The organism is Emergencia sp. JLR.KK010 (assembly GCF_037018265.1).
In the GTDB taxonomy this organism is placed as follows: Bacteria; Bacillota; Clostridia; order Peptostreptococcales; family Anaerovoracaceae; genus Senimuribacter; species Senimuribacter intestinalis.
This window is the reverse complement of sequence record NZ_CP143550.1, coordinates 2,421,927-2,438,372: the sequence shown is the minus strand read 5'-3', so window position 1 is coordinate 2,438,372 and position 16,446 is coordinate 2,421,927. Positions and strand designations below refer to the sequence as shown.

The 16,446-nt window shown below is 43.6% G+C and carries 13 protein-coding genes and 1 tRNA gene; 8 read left to right on the top strand and 6 right to left on the bottom strand.

The features are described from left to right. Positions 1 to 288: 288 nt before the first annotated feature. Positions 289 to 1,422, bottom strand: a complete 1,134-nt coding sequence (locus V1225_RS11730) for a 3-phosphoglycerate dehydrogenase (protein WP_338546538.1) — start codon at positions 1,420 to 1,422, stop codon at positions 289 to 291. 174 nt (positions 1,423 to 1,596) lie between these two features. On the opposite strand from V1225_RS11730, the gene serC reads away from it, so the two are divergent. From serC to uvrC, 5 genes are all read left to right on the top strand, one after another. Beyond that, entirely contained in the window at positions 1,597 to 2,688 is a 1,092-nt protein-coding gene (gene serC / locus V1225_RS11725; RefSeq protein WP_251632194.1) for a 3-phosphoserine/phosphohydroxythreonine transaminase, read from the top strand. A 363-nt stretch (positions 2,689 to 3,051) separates the two neighbouring features. Continuing rightward, positions 3,052 to 4,266, top strand: a complete 1,215-nt coding sequence (locus V1225_RS11720) for a cofactor-independent phosphoglycerate mutase (RefSeq protein WP_161909143.1) — start codon at positions 3,052 to 3,054, stop codon at positions 4,264 to 4,266. A 137-nt stretch (positions 4,267 to 4,403) separates the two neighbouring features. After that, positions 4,404 to 5,306, top strand: coding sequence for a serine hydrolase (locus V1225_RS11715; protein WP_160200362.1), 903 nt, complete (start codon positions 4,404 to 4,406; stop codon positions 5,304 to 5,306). A 6-nt stretch (positions 5,307 to 5,312) separates the two neighbouring features. After that, positions 5,313 to 6,629 carry a D-alanyl-D-alanine carboxypeptidase family protein gene (locus V1225_RS11710; protein WP_338546535.1) on the top strand — a complete coding sequence of 439 codons (1,317 nt, stop codon included), beginning with the start codon at positions 5,313 to 5,315 and terminating at the stop codon, positions 6,627 to 6,629. Between the two features lies 1 nt (position 6,630). Further along, on the top strand, positions 6,631 to 8,478 hold the full coding sequence (gene uvrC, locus V1225_RS11705) for an excinuclease ABC subunit UvrC (RefSeq protein WP_275557855.1): 1,848 nt from the start codon (positions 6,631 to 6,633) through the stop codon (positions 8,476 to 8,478). Positions 8,479 to 8,535: 57 nt separating this feature from the next. Here the strand turns inward: uvrC and V1225_RS11700 are convergent, their stop codons facing one another. Continuing rightward, complete coding sequence (locus V1225_RS11700) at positions 8,536 to 9,918, bottom strand: ISNCY family transposase (RefSeq protein ID WP_338546532.1); 1,383 nt, start codon at positions 9,916 to 9,918, stop codon at positions 8,536 to 8,538. 246 nt (positions 9,919 to 10,164) lie between these two features. Between V1225_RS11700 and V1225_RS11695 the strand changes: the two genes are divergently transcribed. Together V1225_RS11695 and V1225_RS11690 are read left to right on the top strand one after the other, a co-directional pair. Next, on the top strand, positions 10,165 to 10,440 hold the full coding sequence (locus V1225_RS11695) for a DUF1292 domain-containing protein (RefSeq protein ID WP_160202734.1): 276 nt from the start codon (positions 10,165 to 10,167) through the stop codon (positions 10,438 to 10,440). Between the two features lie 105 nt (positions 10,441 to 10,545). Next, positions 10,546 to 11,925: an NAD(P)/FAD-dependent oxidoreductase gene (locus V1225_RS11690; protein ID WP_251632184.1), complete on the top strand. Its 1,380-nt coding sequence runs from the start codon at positions 10,546 to 10,548 to the stop codon at positions 11,923 to 11,925. Between the two features lie 144 nt (positions 11,926 to 12,069). On the opposite strand, the gene V1225_RS11685 is transcribed toward V1225_RS11690, so the two are convergent. Continuing rightward, complete coding sequence (locus V1225_RS11685; protein WP_160202736.1) at positions 12,070 to 12,408, bottom strand: hypothetical protein; 339 nt, start codon at positions 12,406 to 12,408, stop codon at positions 12,070 to 12,072. Positions 12,409 to 12,454: 46 nt separating this feature from the next. On the opposite strand from V1225_RS11685, the gene V1225_RS11680 reads away from it, so the two are divergent. Further along, positions 12,455 to 12,537: transfer RNA gene (locus tag V1225_RS11680), tRNA-Leu, on the top strand. Positions 12,538 to 12,710: 173 nt separating this feature from the next. Here the strand turns inward: V1225_RS11680 and V1225_RS11675 are convergent. The 3 genes from V1225_RS11675 to V1225_RS11665 form a co-directional block, all read right to left on the bottom strand. Then, positions 12,711 to 14,351, bottom strand: a complete 1,641-nt coding sequence (locus tag V1225_RS11675; protein WP_338546529.1) for an exosporium glycoprotein BclB-related protein — start codon at positions 14,349 to 14,351, stop codon at positions 12,711 to 12,713. A 143-nt stretch (positions 14,352 to 14,494) separates the two neighbouring features. Next, the gene (locus V1225_RS11670) at positions 14,495 to 15,568 is read right to left on the bottom strand and encodes a glycosyltransferase (protein WP_338546528.1); all 1,074 of its coding nucleotides are present in this window, start codon (positions 15,566 to 15,568) and stop codon (positions 14,495 to 14,497) included. Between the two features lie 19 nt (positions 15,569 to 15,587). Beyond that, on the bottom strand, positions 15,588 to 16,340 hold the full coding sequence (locus V1225_RS11665) for a hypothetical protein (RefSeq protein WP_338546526.1): 753 nt from the start codon (positions 16,338 to 16,340) through the stop codon (positions 15,588 to 15,590). Positions 16,341 to 16,446 lie beyond the last annotated feature (106 nt).

The window sequence follows — 16,446 nt, the reverse complement described above, 5'->3', positions numbered from 1 at the left end:
ACTTTACAATTTTTCTCCGCCGTGAAAAAAATCACTGTAATTCCTTCAAAATATTTAAGAAGGGCAGGTATGGATCTGCCTGGGGAAAGGTTTCAAAGATTGCTAAAAGACATTGGCAATGACAGCACTGACCAGAGAGATGTCATAGACGCGGCTTGGCATATCATCTTTGTTTCCAACTTGGATGATGCTGAATATTCTATTTTTCTTACTCAAAATAATCCTCCTTATAAAATAGCCCGGTCTGATGACCGGGCTGAAGTATATCTTCATAATGAATTTTGCGAATTAGATAACTCTGATTTTGATTACACCTTCAGCAGAAGGAACATTTGCAACAGCTTCGGCTACATTAGCCAGTACGTAGCCGTATGCGCCGCGAACATTGCCGGAAATTGCAGTAACTTTATAGTTTGCAAGTAAATCAGAGGCCAGCTTCAGCGGATTTTCAACGCCCTTGGTTGCAATGGCAACTCTGCAAGCACACGCTTTTGCACCTAAGTTTACAGCAGGGAAGTTTACTGAGTTTACAATATTTCCATTTTCGATATAATCCATGGTCTGTTCTACCGCCATGGTTGCACAGTTGTCTTCTGCTTCAGCAGTAGATGCGCCAAGGTGAGGCAGACAGATAATATTTTCCTTGTTCAGTACACCGTCTGTTGGGAAGTCGGTCACATATTTGCCGAGCTTTCCTGCTTCTAAAGCAGTCAGCAGGTTAGCTTCGTTTACTAGCTTATCTCTGGAGAAGTTGAGCAGGATTGCACCGTCCTTCATCAGTGCGAACAGTTCGCTGTTGAACATGCCTTTTGTAGAATCCATAGCAGGAACATGGATGGATATGTAATCACACAGAGGGAGTAGATCTTTGACATCTTCTTTAACTTCTATGCAGGAGCACAAATTGTGCGCTGCTTTCACGCTGAAATATGGGTCGTAGCCAATTACTTTCATGCCTAAATCAGCGGCGGCGTTAGCAACCAGCACGCCGATAGCGCCAAGACCTACAACTCCGAGAGTTTTTCCCTTTATTTCAGTTCCTGCAAACTGACTCTTTCCTTTTTCAACTGCTTTACCTACATTTTCGGTCAGGGTTCCCGCCCATGCGATGCCTGCAGGAATATTTCTGGCAGCAAGGAACAATCCGCCCAGCACCAGTTCTTTTACAGCGTTGGCATTAGCGCCTGGCGTGTTGAAGACAACGATACCTGCGTCAGCGCATTTATCAAGGGGAATGTTATTGACACCCGCACCTGCTCTTGCAATGGATAAAAGACTTTCAGGCAGCTGTATCTCGTGCATGTCCTGACTTCTTACCAGAATACCGTTTGCCTCAGAAATATCGTCAGAGACTGTATATTTATCAGAAAGGTGGGCAAGTCCCACGGGGGATATTTTATTTAAGGTTCCAATTTTGTACATGTAAAAGTACCTCCTAATGTATTTTCTAATTTAGAAAAATTATAACACCTTACCGCTTTACTTTCAAGGATTAAAGTGTTATAATAAGAAAATATTCGTTCTTATGTGGGCTAAGTGCAAATTTTGCTTTTGGCTGCGTAAGATAAATTCAAAAAACTAATGGAGGGCGACGAAATGACAAAACCAAATCGTGTATTTAACTTTTCCGCTGGTCCATCGATGTTACCACTTTCTGTCATCGAGGATGCAGCAGCTAACTTGGCTGATTATAAAGGTTGCGGCCAGTCAGTAATGGAAATGAGTCACCGTTCAAAAGAGTTTGGAAAGATCATCGAAGATGCAGAAGCTAACTTAAGAGAAATCATGAACATCCCTGATAACTACAAAGTTATGTTTTTACAAGGTGGAGGAACTCTTCAATTTGCAATGGTGCCATTAAACCTGCTTAGAGCCTCTAAAAAGGCTGACTACGTAGTAACAGGATCCTGGGCAAAGAAAGCTTACCAGGAAGCTTGTAAATATGGGGATATCCGCGTAATTGCAAGTTCAGAAGAAGATACTTATACATATATTCCGAAATTCTCAAAAGAAGATATCAGACCGGATGCAGATTATGTCTATGTCTGCTACAACAATACTATCTACGGAACGCACTTTAATGAGGTGCCTGATACAGGCGATATTCCGCTGGTAGCCGATATGTCCAGCTGTATTTTGAGCGAAGAAATTGATGTCAGCAAGTTTGGACTGATCTTTGCCGGCGCACAGAAGAACGTAGCGCCTGCAGGTGTAACTATCGTTATCATCAGAGAAGACCTGCTGGGATTTGCAGATGAGAAAGTACCGACTTATTTGGACTACAAGATTCATGCGGATAAGGATTCCATGTATAATACACCGCCATGCTTCCCGATTTATATTGCTGGTGAAGTATTCAAGCTAATCAAAGAGATGGGCGGAGTGCCGGCAATGCACGCGGCGGATGTTGCCAAAGCAGAGAAGCTTTATAACTATATCGACAGTAGCGCCTTGTTCAAAGGTCCTGTAGCGAAGGAAGACCGCTCCCTGATGAACGTGGTATTTGTAACAGGTGATGCAGAACTGGATAAGAAGTTTGTTGCGCAGGCCAAGGAAGAAGGCATGGTAAACCTGAACGGTCACAGAACTGTAGGCGGTATGAGAGCCAGCATTTATAATGCGATGCCGATGGAAGGCGTTGATAAGCTCATCGCATTTATGAAGAAGTTCGAAGAAGAAAACAAATAAAGTATGCAGAAGGAACTGTTTCAAAATTAGTTTTGCTTCTTTTGCACCATTTTCCTTAAAAATACCGAAAATGGTGCATTTTTTAGAATGTAAAACCGACATTCTGCATCATTTATGGTGAAATAGAGGCTTATGGTGCGGATTTTCTTGAATGGGCTTTAAAATGAACCATAATTCTGGATTGAAATGGAATATTATGGAGAATTCGATTCCGGATTTGATGTTTACAGTTTCCAGATGAAAGCGAATTAGCAGTAATTATAGGTTTTTGTGCACCATTGTTCTCGTTTTCGGGTAAAATGGTGCAAGTATCGTTTCTATTTTGAGACAGTCTTTTGCGTTAAAAATAAAAGGAGTAAATCGATGAAATATTTAATTTTGGTTCCCGATGGGGCAGGCGATGAAAATATTGAGCAACTGGGCGGAAAGACGCCGCTGGAAGTTGCCAATATGCCTTTTATCGACGGACTTGCGGCAAAGGGAGAAATCGGCATGGTAAGAACCGTGCCACCCGGTATTGCACCAGGTAGCGATGCCGCCAATCTTGCGGTAATGGGTTATGATCCTACGGTCTATTTGACCGGTCGCTCACCACTAGAAGCTGCCAGCATCGGTATTGAGATGTCTGATACTGATGTAGCATACAGAGCGAATATCATTACGCTTTCCGGCGAAGGCGCTTATGAGGATTTAATCATCAAAGATCACAGCTCGGGCGATATCACTACAGCAGAAGCAGATCAGTTGATTCAGGCGGTAAATGAGGCTTTTGCTGATGATGAAAAACTGTTTTATACCGGAACCAGCTATCGGCACTGTCTGATTGTACATAACGGTGAAACTGGCTTTGATCTGACACCTCCTCATGATGTGCTGGATCAGAAGGTAGGAGATTATCTGCCGAAAGGTGTAGGCAGCGAGTTTTTGACAGAGATGATGAGAAAAAGCTACGAGATATTAAAGGATCATCCAGTCAACAAGGCACGCATCGAAAAAGGACTGAACCCGGCTAACTCTTTGTGGATTTGGGGTCAGGGCAAGAAACCGCAGCTCTCTTCTTTCTACGATAAATATCAGATTACAGGGACTGCTATCAGCGCAGTAGATTTGATTAAAGGCATTGCAATCTGTGCAGGTCTTGACTCTGTTGATGTAGCGGGGGCGACTGGAACGCTCCACACTAACTTCGCTGGAAAGGCAGAAGCCGCTATCAGAGAATTTAGAGACGGCAAGGATTTTGTCTATGTCCATCTGGAAGGTCCTGATGAATGCGGACACCAGGGGGATATGGAAGGAAAAATTCAGTGTCTTTCCGACATCGATAGTAAAGTGCTGAAGCCGATTGTGGCGGCTCTTCGTGCTGATGGTGAGGATTTCAAAGTACTGGAGGTTCCTGACCATAGAACGCCTCTTGCAATCAGAACCCATTCATCTACGCCGGTGCCATACGTAATTTACGACAGCAGAAATGAAAAAACGGAAGACAGCAGTCGTCAGTTTAACGAAAAGGCAGGCATCGCAGCAGGTACTTATTTTGAAAACGGATTTGAGCTTGCGGATTATTTCTTTAAAAATTAAAAATTCTATCGAAGCAGTCAGCGGTGGGAAATTCCTGTCGCTGATTTTTTTATAGAGAAAGGCAAGTTCGCTATTCAAAAACGCATGGATTCATGTTAGAATAAATTTAGAGATAAAGATTTTAATAAGGTGGGTATATGATGGAGACTCAAAAAAATCACTTATGGAGAAATAAGGCACGAAAGGCGGCGGCGGTGCTGCTTTCTTTTTCTTTGCTTTTTACAGCGGTAGGTACAGGCAGTGCTGTTTACGCCGCGGAAAAACCGGAAAGACCCGAGATCAGCGCAAAGAGCGGCATTGTCATTGACGGAGAAACTGGCACTACTATTTATTCTAAAAATCCTCACATCAGACGGGACCCCTTGAGCACCACCAAACTTTTGACCTGTATGGTGGCACTGGAGCATTTATCGCCGAAGGATACGGTGACCGTAACAAAATGGGCGGCAAACACCGGCGGCTCGACAGCCTATTTAAAGGCCGGAGAAAAGGTAAAAGTCAAAGACTTGATTTATGCGGCTCTTTTGCCATCGGGCAATGATGCGGCTGTGGCACTGGCTCATGGTGTATCTGGATCTAAGGCTAAGTTTGCAGTGCTTATGAATCAGAAGGCAAAGGAACTGGGCTGTGTGGACAGTCACTTTTCAAACCCCCATGGATGGAAAGCAAAAGATCACTACGCTTCCGCATATGATATGGCAAAGATTGCAAAGGCTGCCATGGAGGTAGATTTAATTAGAACAGCATGCAGCACGGAAATGTATAAAATGTCGAAAACCAATAAACATAAAGCGAGATACATATCTACGACTAATTATTTGGTTGCGGGAAAGAAATACCCGAAGTCTGGAGTTTTTGCAGGAAAGACCGGCACCTGGGATGGCAAAAATGCGTCACTGGTTTCAGCCTGTCAGCGGAAAGGAAAACTGGTCTACGCAGTAGTGCTGAAAGATACTACTGGCGGAAGATACACATCGACCAATAGAATTTTGAATTACAGCTACAAAAAACTGACATGGCAGGCTGAGAAAGAGAATTGATAAACTATGAGTAATGCATTGAAGAAAACATTATCTATACTGATTGTCATGATACTGCTGTTTTTTGCAGAAGCGCATGCCTTTGGCGCACAGGTGGAAAAACCGGATGTGACGGCAGGAGGCGCTATTGTATATTGCCAGAATACAGGAGAAGTTGTTTATTCTAAGAATATGAACAAAAAAATTGCTCCGTATAGTGTAACCAAGTTGATGACGGTGCTCCTCGCAGTGCAGAATTTGCCTTTAGACAAAGAAGTAACTATTTCTCACACGGCGGCTTCCCAAAAAGAGGCTTCCATGAATTTAAAAGCAGGAGAGGTTTTAACCGTAAAGGATTTGATTTATGGCGCACTGCTGCCGTCTGGCAATGATGCTGCTTATGCTCTTGGCGAGGCAGTATCTGGAAATATGAAAGATTTTGTTAAGTTGATGAATAAGACGGCTGTAAACATCGGCTGCGAAAACACCCAGTTTAATAATCCAAATGGTATGAAACAAAAAGGTCATTACACTTCAGCCTACGACATGATGCTGATAACTAAGACCGCATTGTCTAACGATGTTATCAGAAAGGCGGCAGGAAGTACTTCCTACACTGTAAAAAAGACCAATAAGAGCAAGGAGCGAAACCTGAAGACGCATCTCAGTTTTTTAAAAGATAAGGATTCAGGCGTTTATGGTGGAAAGACAGGCTATTGGGATGCCAACAACTGCAGTATCGCTTTGGGCTACCAGAATGACGGACTGGAACTTTTTATTGTAGTGCTGGGAGATACGGCAGAAGAACGGACCAATGATGTAGAAAAACTGATTCGTTATGCCTGTGCTAAGGTAGAGGGTGTAAAGGTTATTGGCAAGGACAAAGAAAAAGGCAAGGTAAGAATCAAACACGGAGAAAAGACCAGTGTGGAGGCTTACACTGCAGAAACAGGTTATGCTTATTTGCCGAAAGAGGCGTCTAAGTCATTGGTTGCGACGCAGACTGTTATGCGCAGTGATATAGAAGCACCGGTTAAATCTGGAACTGTTGCAGGTAAGCTGGAAATCTATGTGGGTGATGAACTTGTTAATGAGGTCGACTTAATTATCAAAGAAGATATTGAAACTGGCTGGTTCACTTCTTATCTGGGTATTTCCAATTTGGCGGCAGTTTTAATCGGCATTTTTATCGTTGTGGCAGCTGTAGCTTATGTCTGGATTTCTGCGGCAAGAGCTAGGGCACGCCGTCGCAAGAGAAGACTGCGCCAGCAGAAGGTGATGGAAATCGCTTTAGAGGAAATGCGAAGAGAACAGGAACATAAGGAAAGAGATTGGCGGTTCTGACATGTTTGATATCAAAGAGAATTTAAAAAAGCTCCCGGATTGTCCGGGAGTTTATATGCATAAGGATAAACTGGGTCAGGTTATTTATGTTGGAAAGGCGATTTCTCTGAGAAATCGCGTCAGACAGTACTTTCAGAGTGCGGCAAAGACCAACCCCAAGGTACGGGCGCTGGTTTCTCATATTGCAGAATTTGAATACATTACCTGTAGTACGGAGATGGAAGCGCTGATTTTAGAGTGTAATTTAATCAAGAAGTATATGCCCAAATACAATGTGCTGTTGCGAGATGACAAGACCTATCCTTATATAAAGGTGACCACGACAGAGGATTTCCCCAGAGTTGTAAAGACGCGAATCATCGCAAAGGACGGCAATAAGTATTTTGGTCCCTACAGTGATGCAGGTGCAGTGAATCAGATCGTTGAGCTGCTCTCCAATATTTACTCGCTGAAAAGATGCAGCGCCAGAGAGTTTCCTGCAAGTCACAGACCTTGTTTGAATTTTCATATCAATCAGTGTCGTGGTGTCTGCGCAGGAAAGATCAGCCAAGCAGAATATAGGCAGCAGATTGACAAGGTGCTTGAGTTTCTCGGCGGAAAAGAAAAGCCGCTGCTTCGCAGTCTTTCGGAGAAAATGCAGGAGGCTTCGGAGAAATTGGAGTTTGAAGAAGCCGCCAAATATAGAGACTATATCTTGTCTATTGAGGCAATTTCCGAAACGCAGCGCGTTACCATGGTTCATGATAAGGACCTGGATGTGGTGCTGCCGGTCAAAGACCAGGAGAATTCTTTTATCGTACTGTTTACTGTCCGTGACGGTAAACTTTCTGGCAGAGAAAACTTTCAGATTCAAACTGGGGAAAACGATGCGAGAAGTGAAATGGTAATGGAATTTATCAAGCAGTATTACAGTCAGTGGGCTGTTGTGCCGCCGGAGATATTGGTAGAAGAGGAACCTGCTGACAAGGAACTTCTGGAAGAATTTTTGAGCAGGGATGGCAGAAAAGTACGGATTTTTGTGCCGCAGAAAGGGGAGAAGCGGGCACTTCTGAAAATGGCACAGAGCGATTGTATCGAAATGACTAAGACACTTTCACAGAAGGCAAAGCTCAACGAAGAAAAGCAGACGGCAGTACGGCAGCAGGTAGCAGATGTGATGCGGCAGGCAGGCTATATTCCGGAAGAAAAGAAGGCATATCGGATTGAGTCCTATGATATTTCCAACACTAACGGCGTGGATTCTGTCGGAGCAATGGTGGTCTTTGAAGGAACGAAACAGATTCGCAGGGATTACCGAAGGTTTAAGATAAAAACCATTGAAGGCCCTAATGATTACGGCAGTCTTCAGGAAATGATTTATAGAAGATTTAAGCGAGCGAAAGCAGGAGATCCGGCATTTGCAAAGCTTCCTGATGCAATTTTTATGGACGGCGGACAGGGACAGGTCACTGCAGCGAGAAAAGTACTCTTTGCGCTGGGGCTTGATATTCCGGTGGTGGGTATGGCAAAAGATGACAGCCACAGAACCAGAGCGATTGTTTTTGAAGACGGAAGAGAGATGGAACTTCGGGAAAGACCTATTCTGTTTAAATATGCAGGAACTATTCAGGAAGAGGTGCACCGTTTCGCGATTGACTATCACAGAAGTCTGAGAAATAAAAATGCGATTCGCTCTGTCCTCGATAATATCAGTGGTGTAGGGCCGACCAGGCGCAATGCGCTTTTGAATCATTTTGAGTCCATCGACAATATCAAAAAAGCCTCCTTGGAACAGCTTTCAGAGGTTCCCGGCATCACAGAAACAATCGCAAAGAACATAAAAGAATATTTTAGTGTCAACCGTAATTGAAAAAGTCCAAAAATAAGTGCAATATTAGCACCAAAAAGCAAGGGTTACCGTGAGCAGTTAAACAGCCCAGGTTGCTTCGTTACCATACATAGCGTAGACATGTTTCATAAAGTTATCTTTGCGCCAAGGATGATGCATAGGCGGGATATTTTGCTTCTTTGGCTTCTTCGCTGCTGCAAGTTCTTTTTCTGTATTGAAATTCCGAGATACTTCTTCATGCAACGGAATCTCTTCCAAGGCGTAAATTCGCCCGTTTACGTTGCAAAACAGCCTGCCGCTAAGGGTCTGCGCTACCAGCACCTGCGTTCCTTTGTAGTAGTTTGTATGCATGCCGGATTCATCCAACATTTTGTACCGATGGTTGTTGAACCGAATGGAATGACCGGCATCCACTATACGGGGTGTGAGCAAGGAAAGAAACAGGTCGATTTTGTCTTTTGAGGGTTGTGTTTCAAATACAGACGTGGTAGGATTAAGGGGTAGAGCGAACTGTGCGTTGAATTTCTTTATGTAGGAGTGAAGGAATTCATTTGCCTGCTCCAGGGTTTTCACGCCTACCAGTCGTAATTCGACAGGCAGGCGTGATTGTAAGGTTTTAAAAAGACGTTCAACTCTGCCCTTGGCTTGTGGTATACTGGTTGTTTTTAAATCGACACCGAATTGCTTGCATGCATAAGCAAACTGCGTAAATGTATCATTCTCCAAATTTGGAGAATTTTTCTTTTTGTATTCAAATACGGTTCTGCGGTCAGTGTAGAACATATAGGGAATGCCATAATTTTCAAGAATTTGGCGGAAGACCTGGTAGTATCCATGTAAGGTTTCCTGGCTGTCAAAATATGCGCCGACAAGGGTTCCCGTGGCATCGTCAATGGCGGCATGCAGATGGCTTTTGTTTTCGCCAAACCAAAGATGTACAGACGCATCCATTTGAATCATCTCACCGGCATAGGAACATCTGGCTCTGGTAGGATGTGCATCTTCCAGGTCAACGATTGCAGTCTGAAGGCTTTCTTTTTCTGTCTTTGATGTTGCAGTATCCTTTTGGGTTTTTAGCTTGTCTTTGAGTTTCCTGCGAGTCCGTTTCCATGCAAGGGGAGAGAGAATGTCATGAGAGTAAAGCAGATTTCTGACGGTTCCCTCTGAGACCCGGATATCTTCATTCTCAGCCAATTTTTCTGTGAAATGCGTAAGGTTCGAATCATAGTATTTGTTCTGGTAGAGAAGCAGGATAGACTCTTTTAACTCCTCAGAGAGAGCAGATGCAGGTCTTCTGCCTTTGTTTCCGTGGGAAAAGAATTCTTTTCCCTGCGTCTCATAACCTTTGAGCATTCGGTTTACGTGGCGGACGGTACAGCCTAGCTCGACGGCAGCTCTTTTCTTGTTTCCGTTTGTTTCTTTTAGCTTTTTAATCACTTCGTACTTTTTCTGTTCTTTCATTCTAAGTTCAACCTTTCTGATAAAAACCACCTCCGAAGAGATAGTTTACTATGATATGTGTTTTTTAGGAATCCTTTTGGGACATTTTCTCTTGCGCTTTCTTAAGACATTATCACTTTTGGAGCAGATCGCAAAGAACATAAAAGAATATTTTAGTTGATAAATTTCAGTAATAATGGTATATTATTAAGATAGTGAAGAAACAATTGGAAGCCGGTACAGATTCCGGCGAAATGGAGGATTAATATGGCAGAGAACAAGAACAACATGCAGGACGAGGCTGATATCATCACTTTAGAGTTTGAAGACGGCGTTGAACTGGAATGTGAAATTATGGGTATTTTCGATCATGCCGGTAAGGATTACATTGCACTGATTCCATTAGATGATTCAGATGATGTTTATCTTTATGGATATAATGAAGTTGGCGAAGACGAATTTGAGCTGGTTGATATTGAAGATGAAGAACTGTTTAACAGTGTTGTACAGGAATTCGATGCAATTATGGCAGAAGCTGAATAAAGTACTGCCGAACGAAGGCTTGTAATTCATAAGGACCGCTTCTATGAGGCGGTTCTATTTTTGCGTGTGCCTAAAGCAGGTACTGATAAAATAAGGAGAAGGACGATGAAAAAATATGATATCATCATCGCAGGTGCAGGAGCCAGCGGTGTTTTTATGAGCTATGAGCTGACAAAGCTTTCTCATAAGGCAAGTGTTTTAATGCTGGATAAGGGAGCGCCGCTTGAGAAGAGAGTCTGTCCGATTAAGACAGGCAAGACGAAAACCTGTGTGAAATGCAGTCCGTGCCATATTATGAACGGCTACGGCGGCGCAGGAACTTTATCTGATGGAAAGTACAATATCACGACCCAGTTTGGTGGTGACTTGCACAAATATGTCGGAATAGACGAAGCGCTGGAATTGATGGAGTATGTGGACAGCGTACTTTGTTCCATGGGCGGTTCTGAAGCTAAGCTTTATTCCACTGCCGATTCTGATTTGAAAACTCGCTGCCTGCAGAATAATCTTCATCTGTTGGAGGCAAAGGTACGCCATCTGGGAACGGACAGAAATATTGAAATTCTTGGCAGAATTTTTGACTATATTAAGGAGAGAATCGACACTCAGTTTTATACGACCATAGAGGATGTGGAGCGTGCGGAAGATGGCAGCTTTGTGGTGCATACCAATAAGGGCGATTTTATATGCGACAAGCTGGTACTTGCAACAGGGCGATCTGGGTCTAAGTGGATTTCCGGTGTTTGCGACAAACTGGGAATTGAGCAGAAAAAGAACCGGGTTGATATCGGCGTCCGTGTTGAACTTCCAGCTGAGGTATTTAAACATATTACCGATGCAGTTTATGAGGGCAAAATTGTCTATAAGACAGATCGCTACAATGATATGGTGCGAACTTTTTGCATGAACCCTTGTGGTGAGGTGGTATCAGAGAATACCAATGGTATTGTTACGGTCAATGGACACAGTTATGGAGACCCGTCTCTGCATACGGAAAACACCAACTTTGCGCTTTTGGTATCCAACACTTTCACTGAGCCCTTTGAGGACAGCAATGAATATGGTGAATCTATTGCTCGTCTTTCCAACATGTTGGGTGGTGGTGTGCTGCTGCAGAGATTCGGTGATTTAGTAAAGGGACGCCGCAGCAGTGCAAGGCGCATGGAAAAATGTTTTACCCGCCCGACCCTTGGAGCAACGCCGGGGGATTTGAGTTTGGTGATTCCAAAGCGACAACTTGATAGTATCATTGAAATGATTTACGCTTTGGACAAAATTGCACCAGGAACGGCTAATGAAGATACGTTGCTTTATGGTGTAGAAGTCAAATTTTACAATTCTAAGGTGCGAGTTGATGAAAATCTGGAAACCTGTGTACCGGGGCTTTATGCCTTGGGTGATGGTTCTGGTGTGACACACTCTCTGTCGCAGGCTTCTGCCAGCGGGGTACATGTGGCAAGAATTTTAGCAGAGCAATATCGGTAAAACGTAGAGCTGCCACAGACTTACGGAAGAGTGTTTGCACCAAGATTGCCCTCAGGGTGATGGTTCACATAGAGATGCTAAAATGAATTACAGAACTTTACCCTTAGCTGGTTCAAAAAAAGGAAAATCTAACAGAGATTACAGTTAAAAGAGCAGTGGAGAACGACTTCTTTGTACTAATTTATTTGTATGAGGAGAAAATATAGGATAAAATCGGGTTGCGGAAGCAATCCACTCCTTTTTTGCCTGATTTGTAGATATATTTTCCTTTTTTATGGCAAACAAAGGGTAAAGTTCTGTAATGATAAAAAAATTTAGTGAAGGTATCAAGCTGACTGATGTCTGGCTCAAAGTAATGGGATTTGCCAGGGCAGGTTTATTCAGCGAAAGGAAATCATTCTCAGTTACAGTCAATGTATCAGGAAAAATACGAAGAAACTCTAAAAAATTTAAAAATTTTACTTGCATTTTTTCTGTAGTCATGTATAATAGAATAGTCGGCAGGAACACAGCTGATAAAATTAAATATGCGGTCTTGGCGGAATTGGCAGACGCGCACGGTTCAGGTCCGTGTGGGAAACCGTGGGGGTTCGAATCCCTTAGACCGCACCAAAGAAATAGATAGGCTTAGCCTATCTATTTTGCTATATATGGAATGAAATTTAATTTGAAGTCATTCGACTATGCAATTTATGGGATTTGACAAAATGTAGAGCCAGTTTTCGGGCTGCATAAAGAAATAGCGAAGCAGCTGAAACTGCTTCGCTAAAGAGTTTATTTTAATCTTAATTAATGCTCAAGCCAGCACTTGCATATCCTACAACAGTATTAACCAGTGTTAGACCGCTTGCCGATGCTGAGAATACCAGCATCAGTCGGGTTCCAGCAGTTACTGGAATGTTGAGTCCTGTGAGAGAACCATTTAATAATGTTCCAATGGATATGATTCCAGTAAGTGATGGTGTTAAGTTGATTAAAGTTCCAGGAATCGGAGAGAACACATTATTAGGTGTTGTGGATTGATAGATTTGTGCATTTACGGCGACAGTGGAGCCCACCAGAGAGAGTGCTGCTGTTGTGCTGAAAAATGCACTGAATGAGGTAATTGTGCCAGCACGAGGAACCTGAAAAGCAAAGTTTGAAAGCGTTCCTGCAGCATTTGTAATATTAATGCTGGAACCTAGTACTGTAAGTCCTTGCGCACTGCTTCCGAAACCAACAAAGGCAGGAAGTCCGGCAAGCCCACCAGCTACTGTTGTTAAAGCAACTGGAAGTCCTGAAGCAAATGGGATAATGGCACCGGTACCAGCAGGGCCAGTAGCACCGTCTGCACCAGCAGGACCGGTAGGACCGGCAGGGCCAGTAACACCGTCAGCGCCGGCAGGACCGGTAGGACCAGCAGGGCCAGTAACACCGTCTGCACCAGCAGGACCGGTAGGACCAGCAGGGCCAGTAACGCCATCTGCACCAGCAGGACCGGTAGGGCCAGCGGGACCAGTAACGCCATCAGCGCCAGTCGGACCAGTTGGACCAGTAACGCCATCAGCGCCAGCAGGACCGGTAGGACCAGCAGGACCAGTAACGCCATCGGCACCAGCAGGACCGGTAGGACCGGCAGGGCCAGTAACACCGTCAGCGCCAGCAGGACCGGTAGGACCAGTAACACCATTAGCGCCAGTCGGACCAGTTGGACCAGTAACGCCATCGGCGCCAGCAGGACCGGTCGGTCCAGTTGCACCGTCAGCGCCAGCAGGGCCAGTAGGACCAGTTACACCGTTAGCGCCAGTTGGACCGATAGGTCCAGTTGGTCCGGTTGGTCCGTCATCTCCAGGGCAGCCCTTTGGACCTTGGGTTCCCATTGGACCAGTAACACCTTGAATACCTTGTGCACCAGTAACACCTTGCGGCCCCATTGGTCCAGTAGGACCAGTCGGTCCTGTGATGCCAGGAATGCCTCTTGGACCCTGCGGCCCTATATCGCCCTGTGGACCGATGGGACCAGTTGGGCCGGTATTTCCTACTGGACCTTGTGGTCCAATATCACCTTTCGGTCCTTCGCAGCCGGGATCACCTTTTGGTCCGACATCACCGCGAACTCCCTGAATCCCCTGGATACCCTGTGGCCCTGCGTATCCTCTTGGACCTTCAAGACCTCTTGGTCCGGTATTGCCAGTAGGTCCAACCGGTCCCGTGTTTCCCCTTGGTCCTCTCGCACCAGGTGCGCCAGGAATACCCTGTGGTCCCATCGGTCCCTGTTCTCCTCTGTCACCTTTTGGACCAGGGCAGCCAGGATCACCTTTTTCTCCTTGAGGACCTTGCGGTCCCTGATCACCTTTTGGACAATCCTGTTCATGATTACAGCAAGGAGAAAAATATGGGTTGTCGTACTGATTTGTATTATAATTATATGAATTATTTGAATTCATATCAAACATATCCTTTCTATATTATTAACAAAGGGTTTTCTTGAAAATCGAAAAACTTTTGACATATATATTATATGATATTTTTATATGTTGGTTACAATACGCAGCGCAAAGTTTTTCTCATTAATTATAGAAGGCACAGGTTATACGTTCAGGTCATCAAAATACTGTTTATTATAAAGGTATGCTTTTGAATGAGGCTTACAAATTCCAGCACGCTCATTATATTCTTTTGCTTTTTGTCTATCTCCTAATTTGTCATAGCACACGCATAACTGTAAAAAAGGAACGTAATCATAGCAATCAGGCAAAATAAAACCACCAGCATACTCATTTCGATTTGCCTGCAGTGCATTTTTATACCAATAGATAGCATTTTGGTAGTTTTTGCGCTCTAAGAAATGTTTCCCAATCTGGCAGCATAATTCAGCTCTTGGTAAATCGAAAGAGAGACTGCGAAATAGAGTCAGAAGAGCAGAGGTCTCTTGATTTAATTGGTAATAGCAGTCGGCACAGATAGAACATGCTTCTAATTTATTTTCAATCCATCCTTCCGATGATGACAGAAAACGTTCAAAAACTGAAATTGCTTCTTCATATTTTTGATGATAGTATAGTTCTCTTCCATAATAATATTGTTGCCTTGGATCCATAGGCCTTCCTGTGGACAGTTGTTTTTGGTATATTTTCAAGTTGCGATCAGGGTCTCCTGTACCGATCTTTCTGTGACAGACTGCAATGTCAGAATAAATTATCTTGCCATTTAGCGGAATTACTTCGTGAACGGCACCGACCCAACGGTGGTCTGGAGAGTTTTTTATCCAACGTTCTCTAAAATAGGAAAAAGAAGGATTGCCAGCTTCATCAAAGGCTGTATGATATTTCATCATTACGATATCGGTATCTAATGTTAGTGTCTGTTTGAGCTGTAGGAATTTTGGGGATTCTGTTTTTTCCAGAACATCGTCTGCATCTATCCACATGCAATAGTCCATAGATGCTTTGGAAAAAGCGTAGTTGCGGGCATCAGAAAAATCGTCTATCCAAGGATGGGTATAAATCTTCGATGTGTACTTAGATGCTATTTCTAATGTCTGGTCAGTTGAACCAGTATCTACAATAATTATTTCGTCTACAAGATTTGCGATATGATCAAGGCAGCGGGCAAGGTGTTTTTCCTCATTTTTAACAATCATACAAAGACTTATTGTGATCATATTTGGTCCTCCTATAGTTTTATTGTCTGTTGAGTTTTTGTATAATGATATTCATAGTCGTTCTGGCGGTATTGACAGAAGAAGACCATGTAAATTGCAAAGAAGTGTCATCATGAGTTTCAACGATAAAATATCTTGACAATTTTACCAATTCATTTCGTTTTTCAACATTGACGCATTCTGCATATAACGACTGATTAGAGTCATTAAAAAACGGCATCAATTCTATGGCGCCAGACGATTTTGCTGTTGTAGATAGATGATAATAAATTGTGTAATATCCTGGTTTTAAAATAATGGAACAGGAGTCATGGAGAGAAATATTCCCACTTGGATCCGGTATGTGGGTATTTAATGGAAGGAGAATCTCTTCTGGTAAAAGGGTTTCTGCATTAATGAATGATGCAAACACACTGTTTTGTGGATAGCCGGGAGGCCCTTGCGGCCCTTGTACTCCAGGATCGCCTTTTGGTCCCATCGGTCCGGTTGCACCTTGCGGTCCTTGCGGACCGGTAACGCCTTGTGGACCGGTTTTACCGCGCTCTCCCTGAGGACCGCAAGGGCCGGGCTCGCCTCTTTGACCCATTGGTCCAGGTTCGCAATAGTAAGGGGATGGCATGTTTGTATACTGAGAAGCATCGGGTTTAGATGTGTTTTCTTCGGGCTTAAAATCCAGCGAGTTTTGTAATATATTTTGACGATTTTCTTTGCTGGGACGACTTTTCATACAAAATAAGTCCTGCGAATGAAACCACAGATTATGGTTATCCAATTGAAACCACCTCGTTATTATTTTTTGTTGTATTATGATACATTATATGCAGTAAAACTGGTTTGGGGATACATTTAAGATATAAAAGATGAATCATACTGCGTAA

What these genes read in the sequence shown, in the direction of transcription:
- V1225_RS11700 (WP_338546532.1), bottom strand. Translation starts at nt 9,918, where the DNA reads ATGAAAGAACAGAAAAAGTACGAAGTGATTAAAAAGCTAAAAGAAACA.
- uvrC (WP_275557855.1), top strand. Translation starts at nt 6,631, where the DNA reads ATGTTTGATATCAAAGAGAATTTAAAAAAGCTCCCGGATTGTCCGGGA.
- V1225_RS11690 (WP_251632184.1), top strand. Translation starts at nt 10,546, where the DNA reads ATGAAAAAATATGATATCATCATCGCAGGTGCAGGAGCCAGCGGTGTT.
- V1225_RS11675 (WP_338546529.1), bottom strand. Translation starts at nt 14,351, where the DNA reads ATGAATTCAAATAATTCATATAATTATAATACAAATCAGTACGACAAC.
- V1225_RS11720 (WP_161909143.1), top strand. Translation starts at nt 3,052, where the DNA reads ATGAAATATTTAATTTTGGTTCCCGATGGGGCAGGCGATGAAAATATT.
- serC (WP_251632194.1), top strand. Translation starts at nt 1,597, where the DNA reads ATGACAAAACCAAATCGTGTATTTAACTTTTCCGCTGGTCCATCGATG.
- V1225_RS11730 (WP_338546538.1), bottom strand. Translation starts at nt 1,422, where the DNA reads ATGTACAAAATTGGAACCTTAAATAAAATATCCCCCGTGGGACTTGCC.
- V1225_RS11710 (WP_338546535.1), top strand. Translation starts at nt 5,313, where the DNA reads ATGAGTAATGCATTGAAGAAAACATTATCTATACTGATTGTCATGATA.
- V1225_RS11670 (WP_338546528.1), bottom strand. Translation starts at nt 15,568, where the DNA reads ATGATCACAATAAGTCTTTGTATGATTGTTAAAAATGAGGAAAAACAC.
- V1225_RS11695 (WP_160202734.1), top strand. Translation starts at nt 10,165, where the DNA reads ATGGCAGAGAACAAGAACAACATGCAGGACGAGGCTGATATCATCACT.
- V1225_RS11715 (WP_160200362.1), top strand. Translation starts at nt 4,404, where the DNA reads ATGATGGAGACTCAAAAAAATCACTTATGGAGAAATAAGGCACGAAAG.
- V1225_RS11685 (WP_160202736.1), bottom strand. Translation starts at nt 12,408, where the DNA reads ATGACTACAGAAAAAATGCAAGTAAAATTTTTAAATTTTTTAGAGTTT.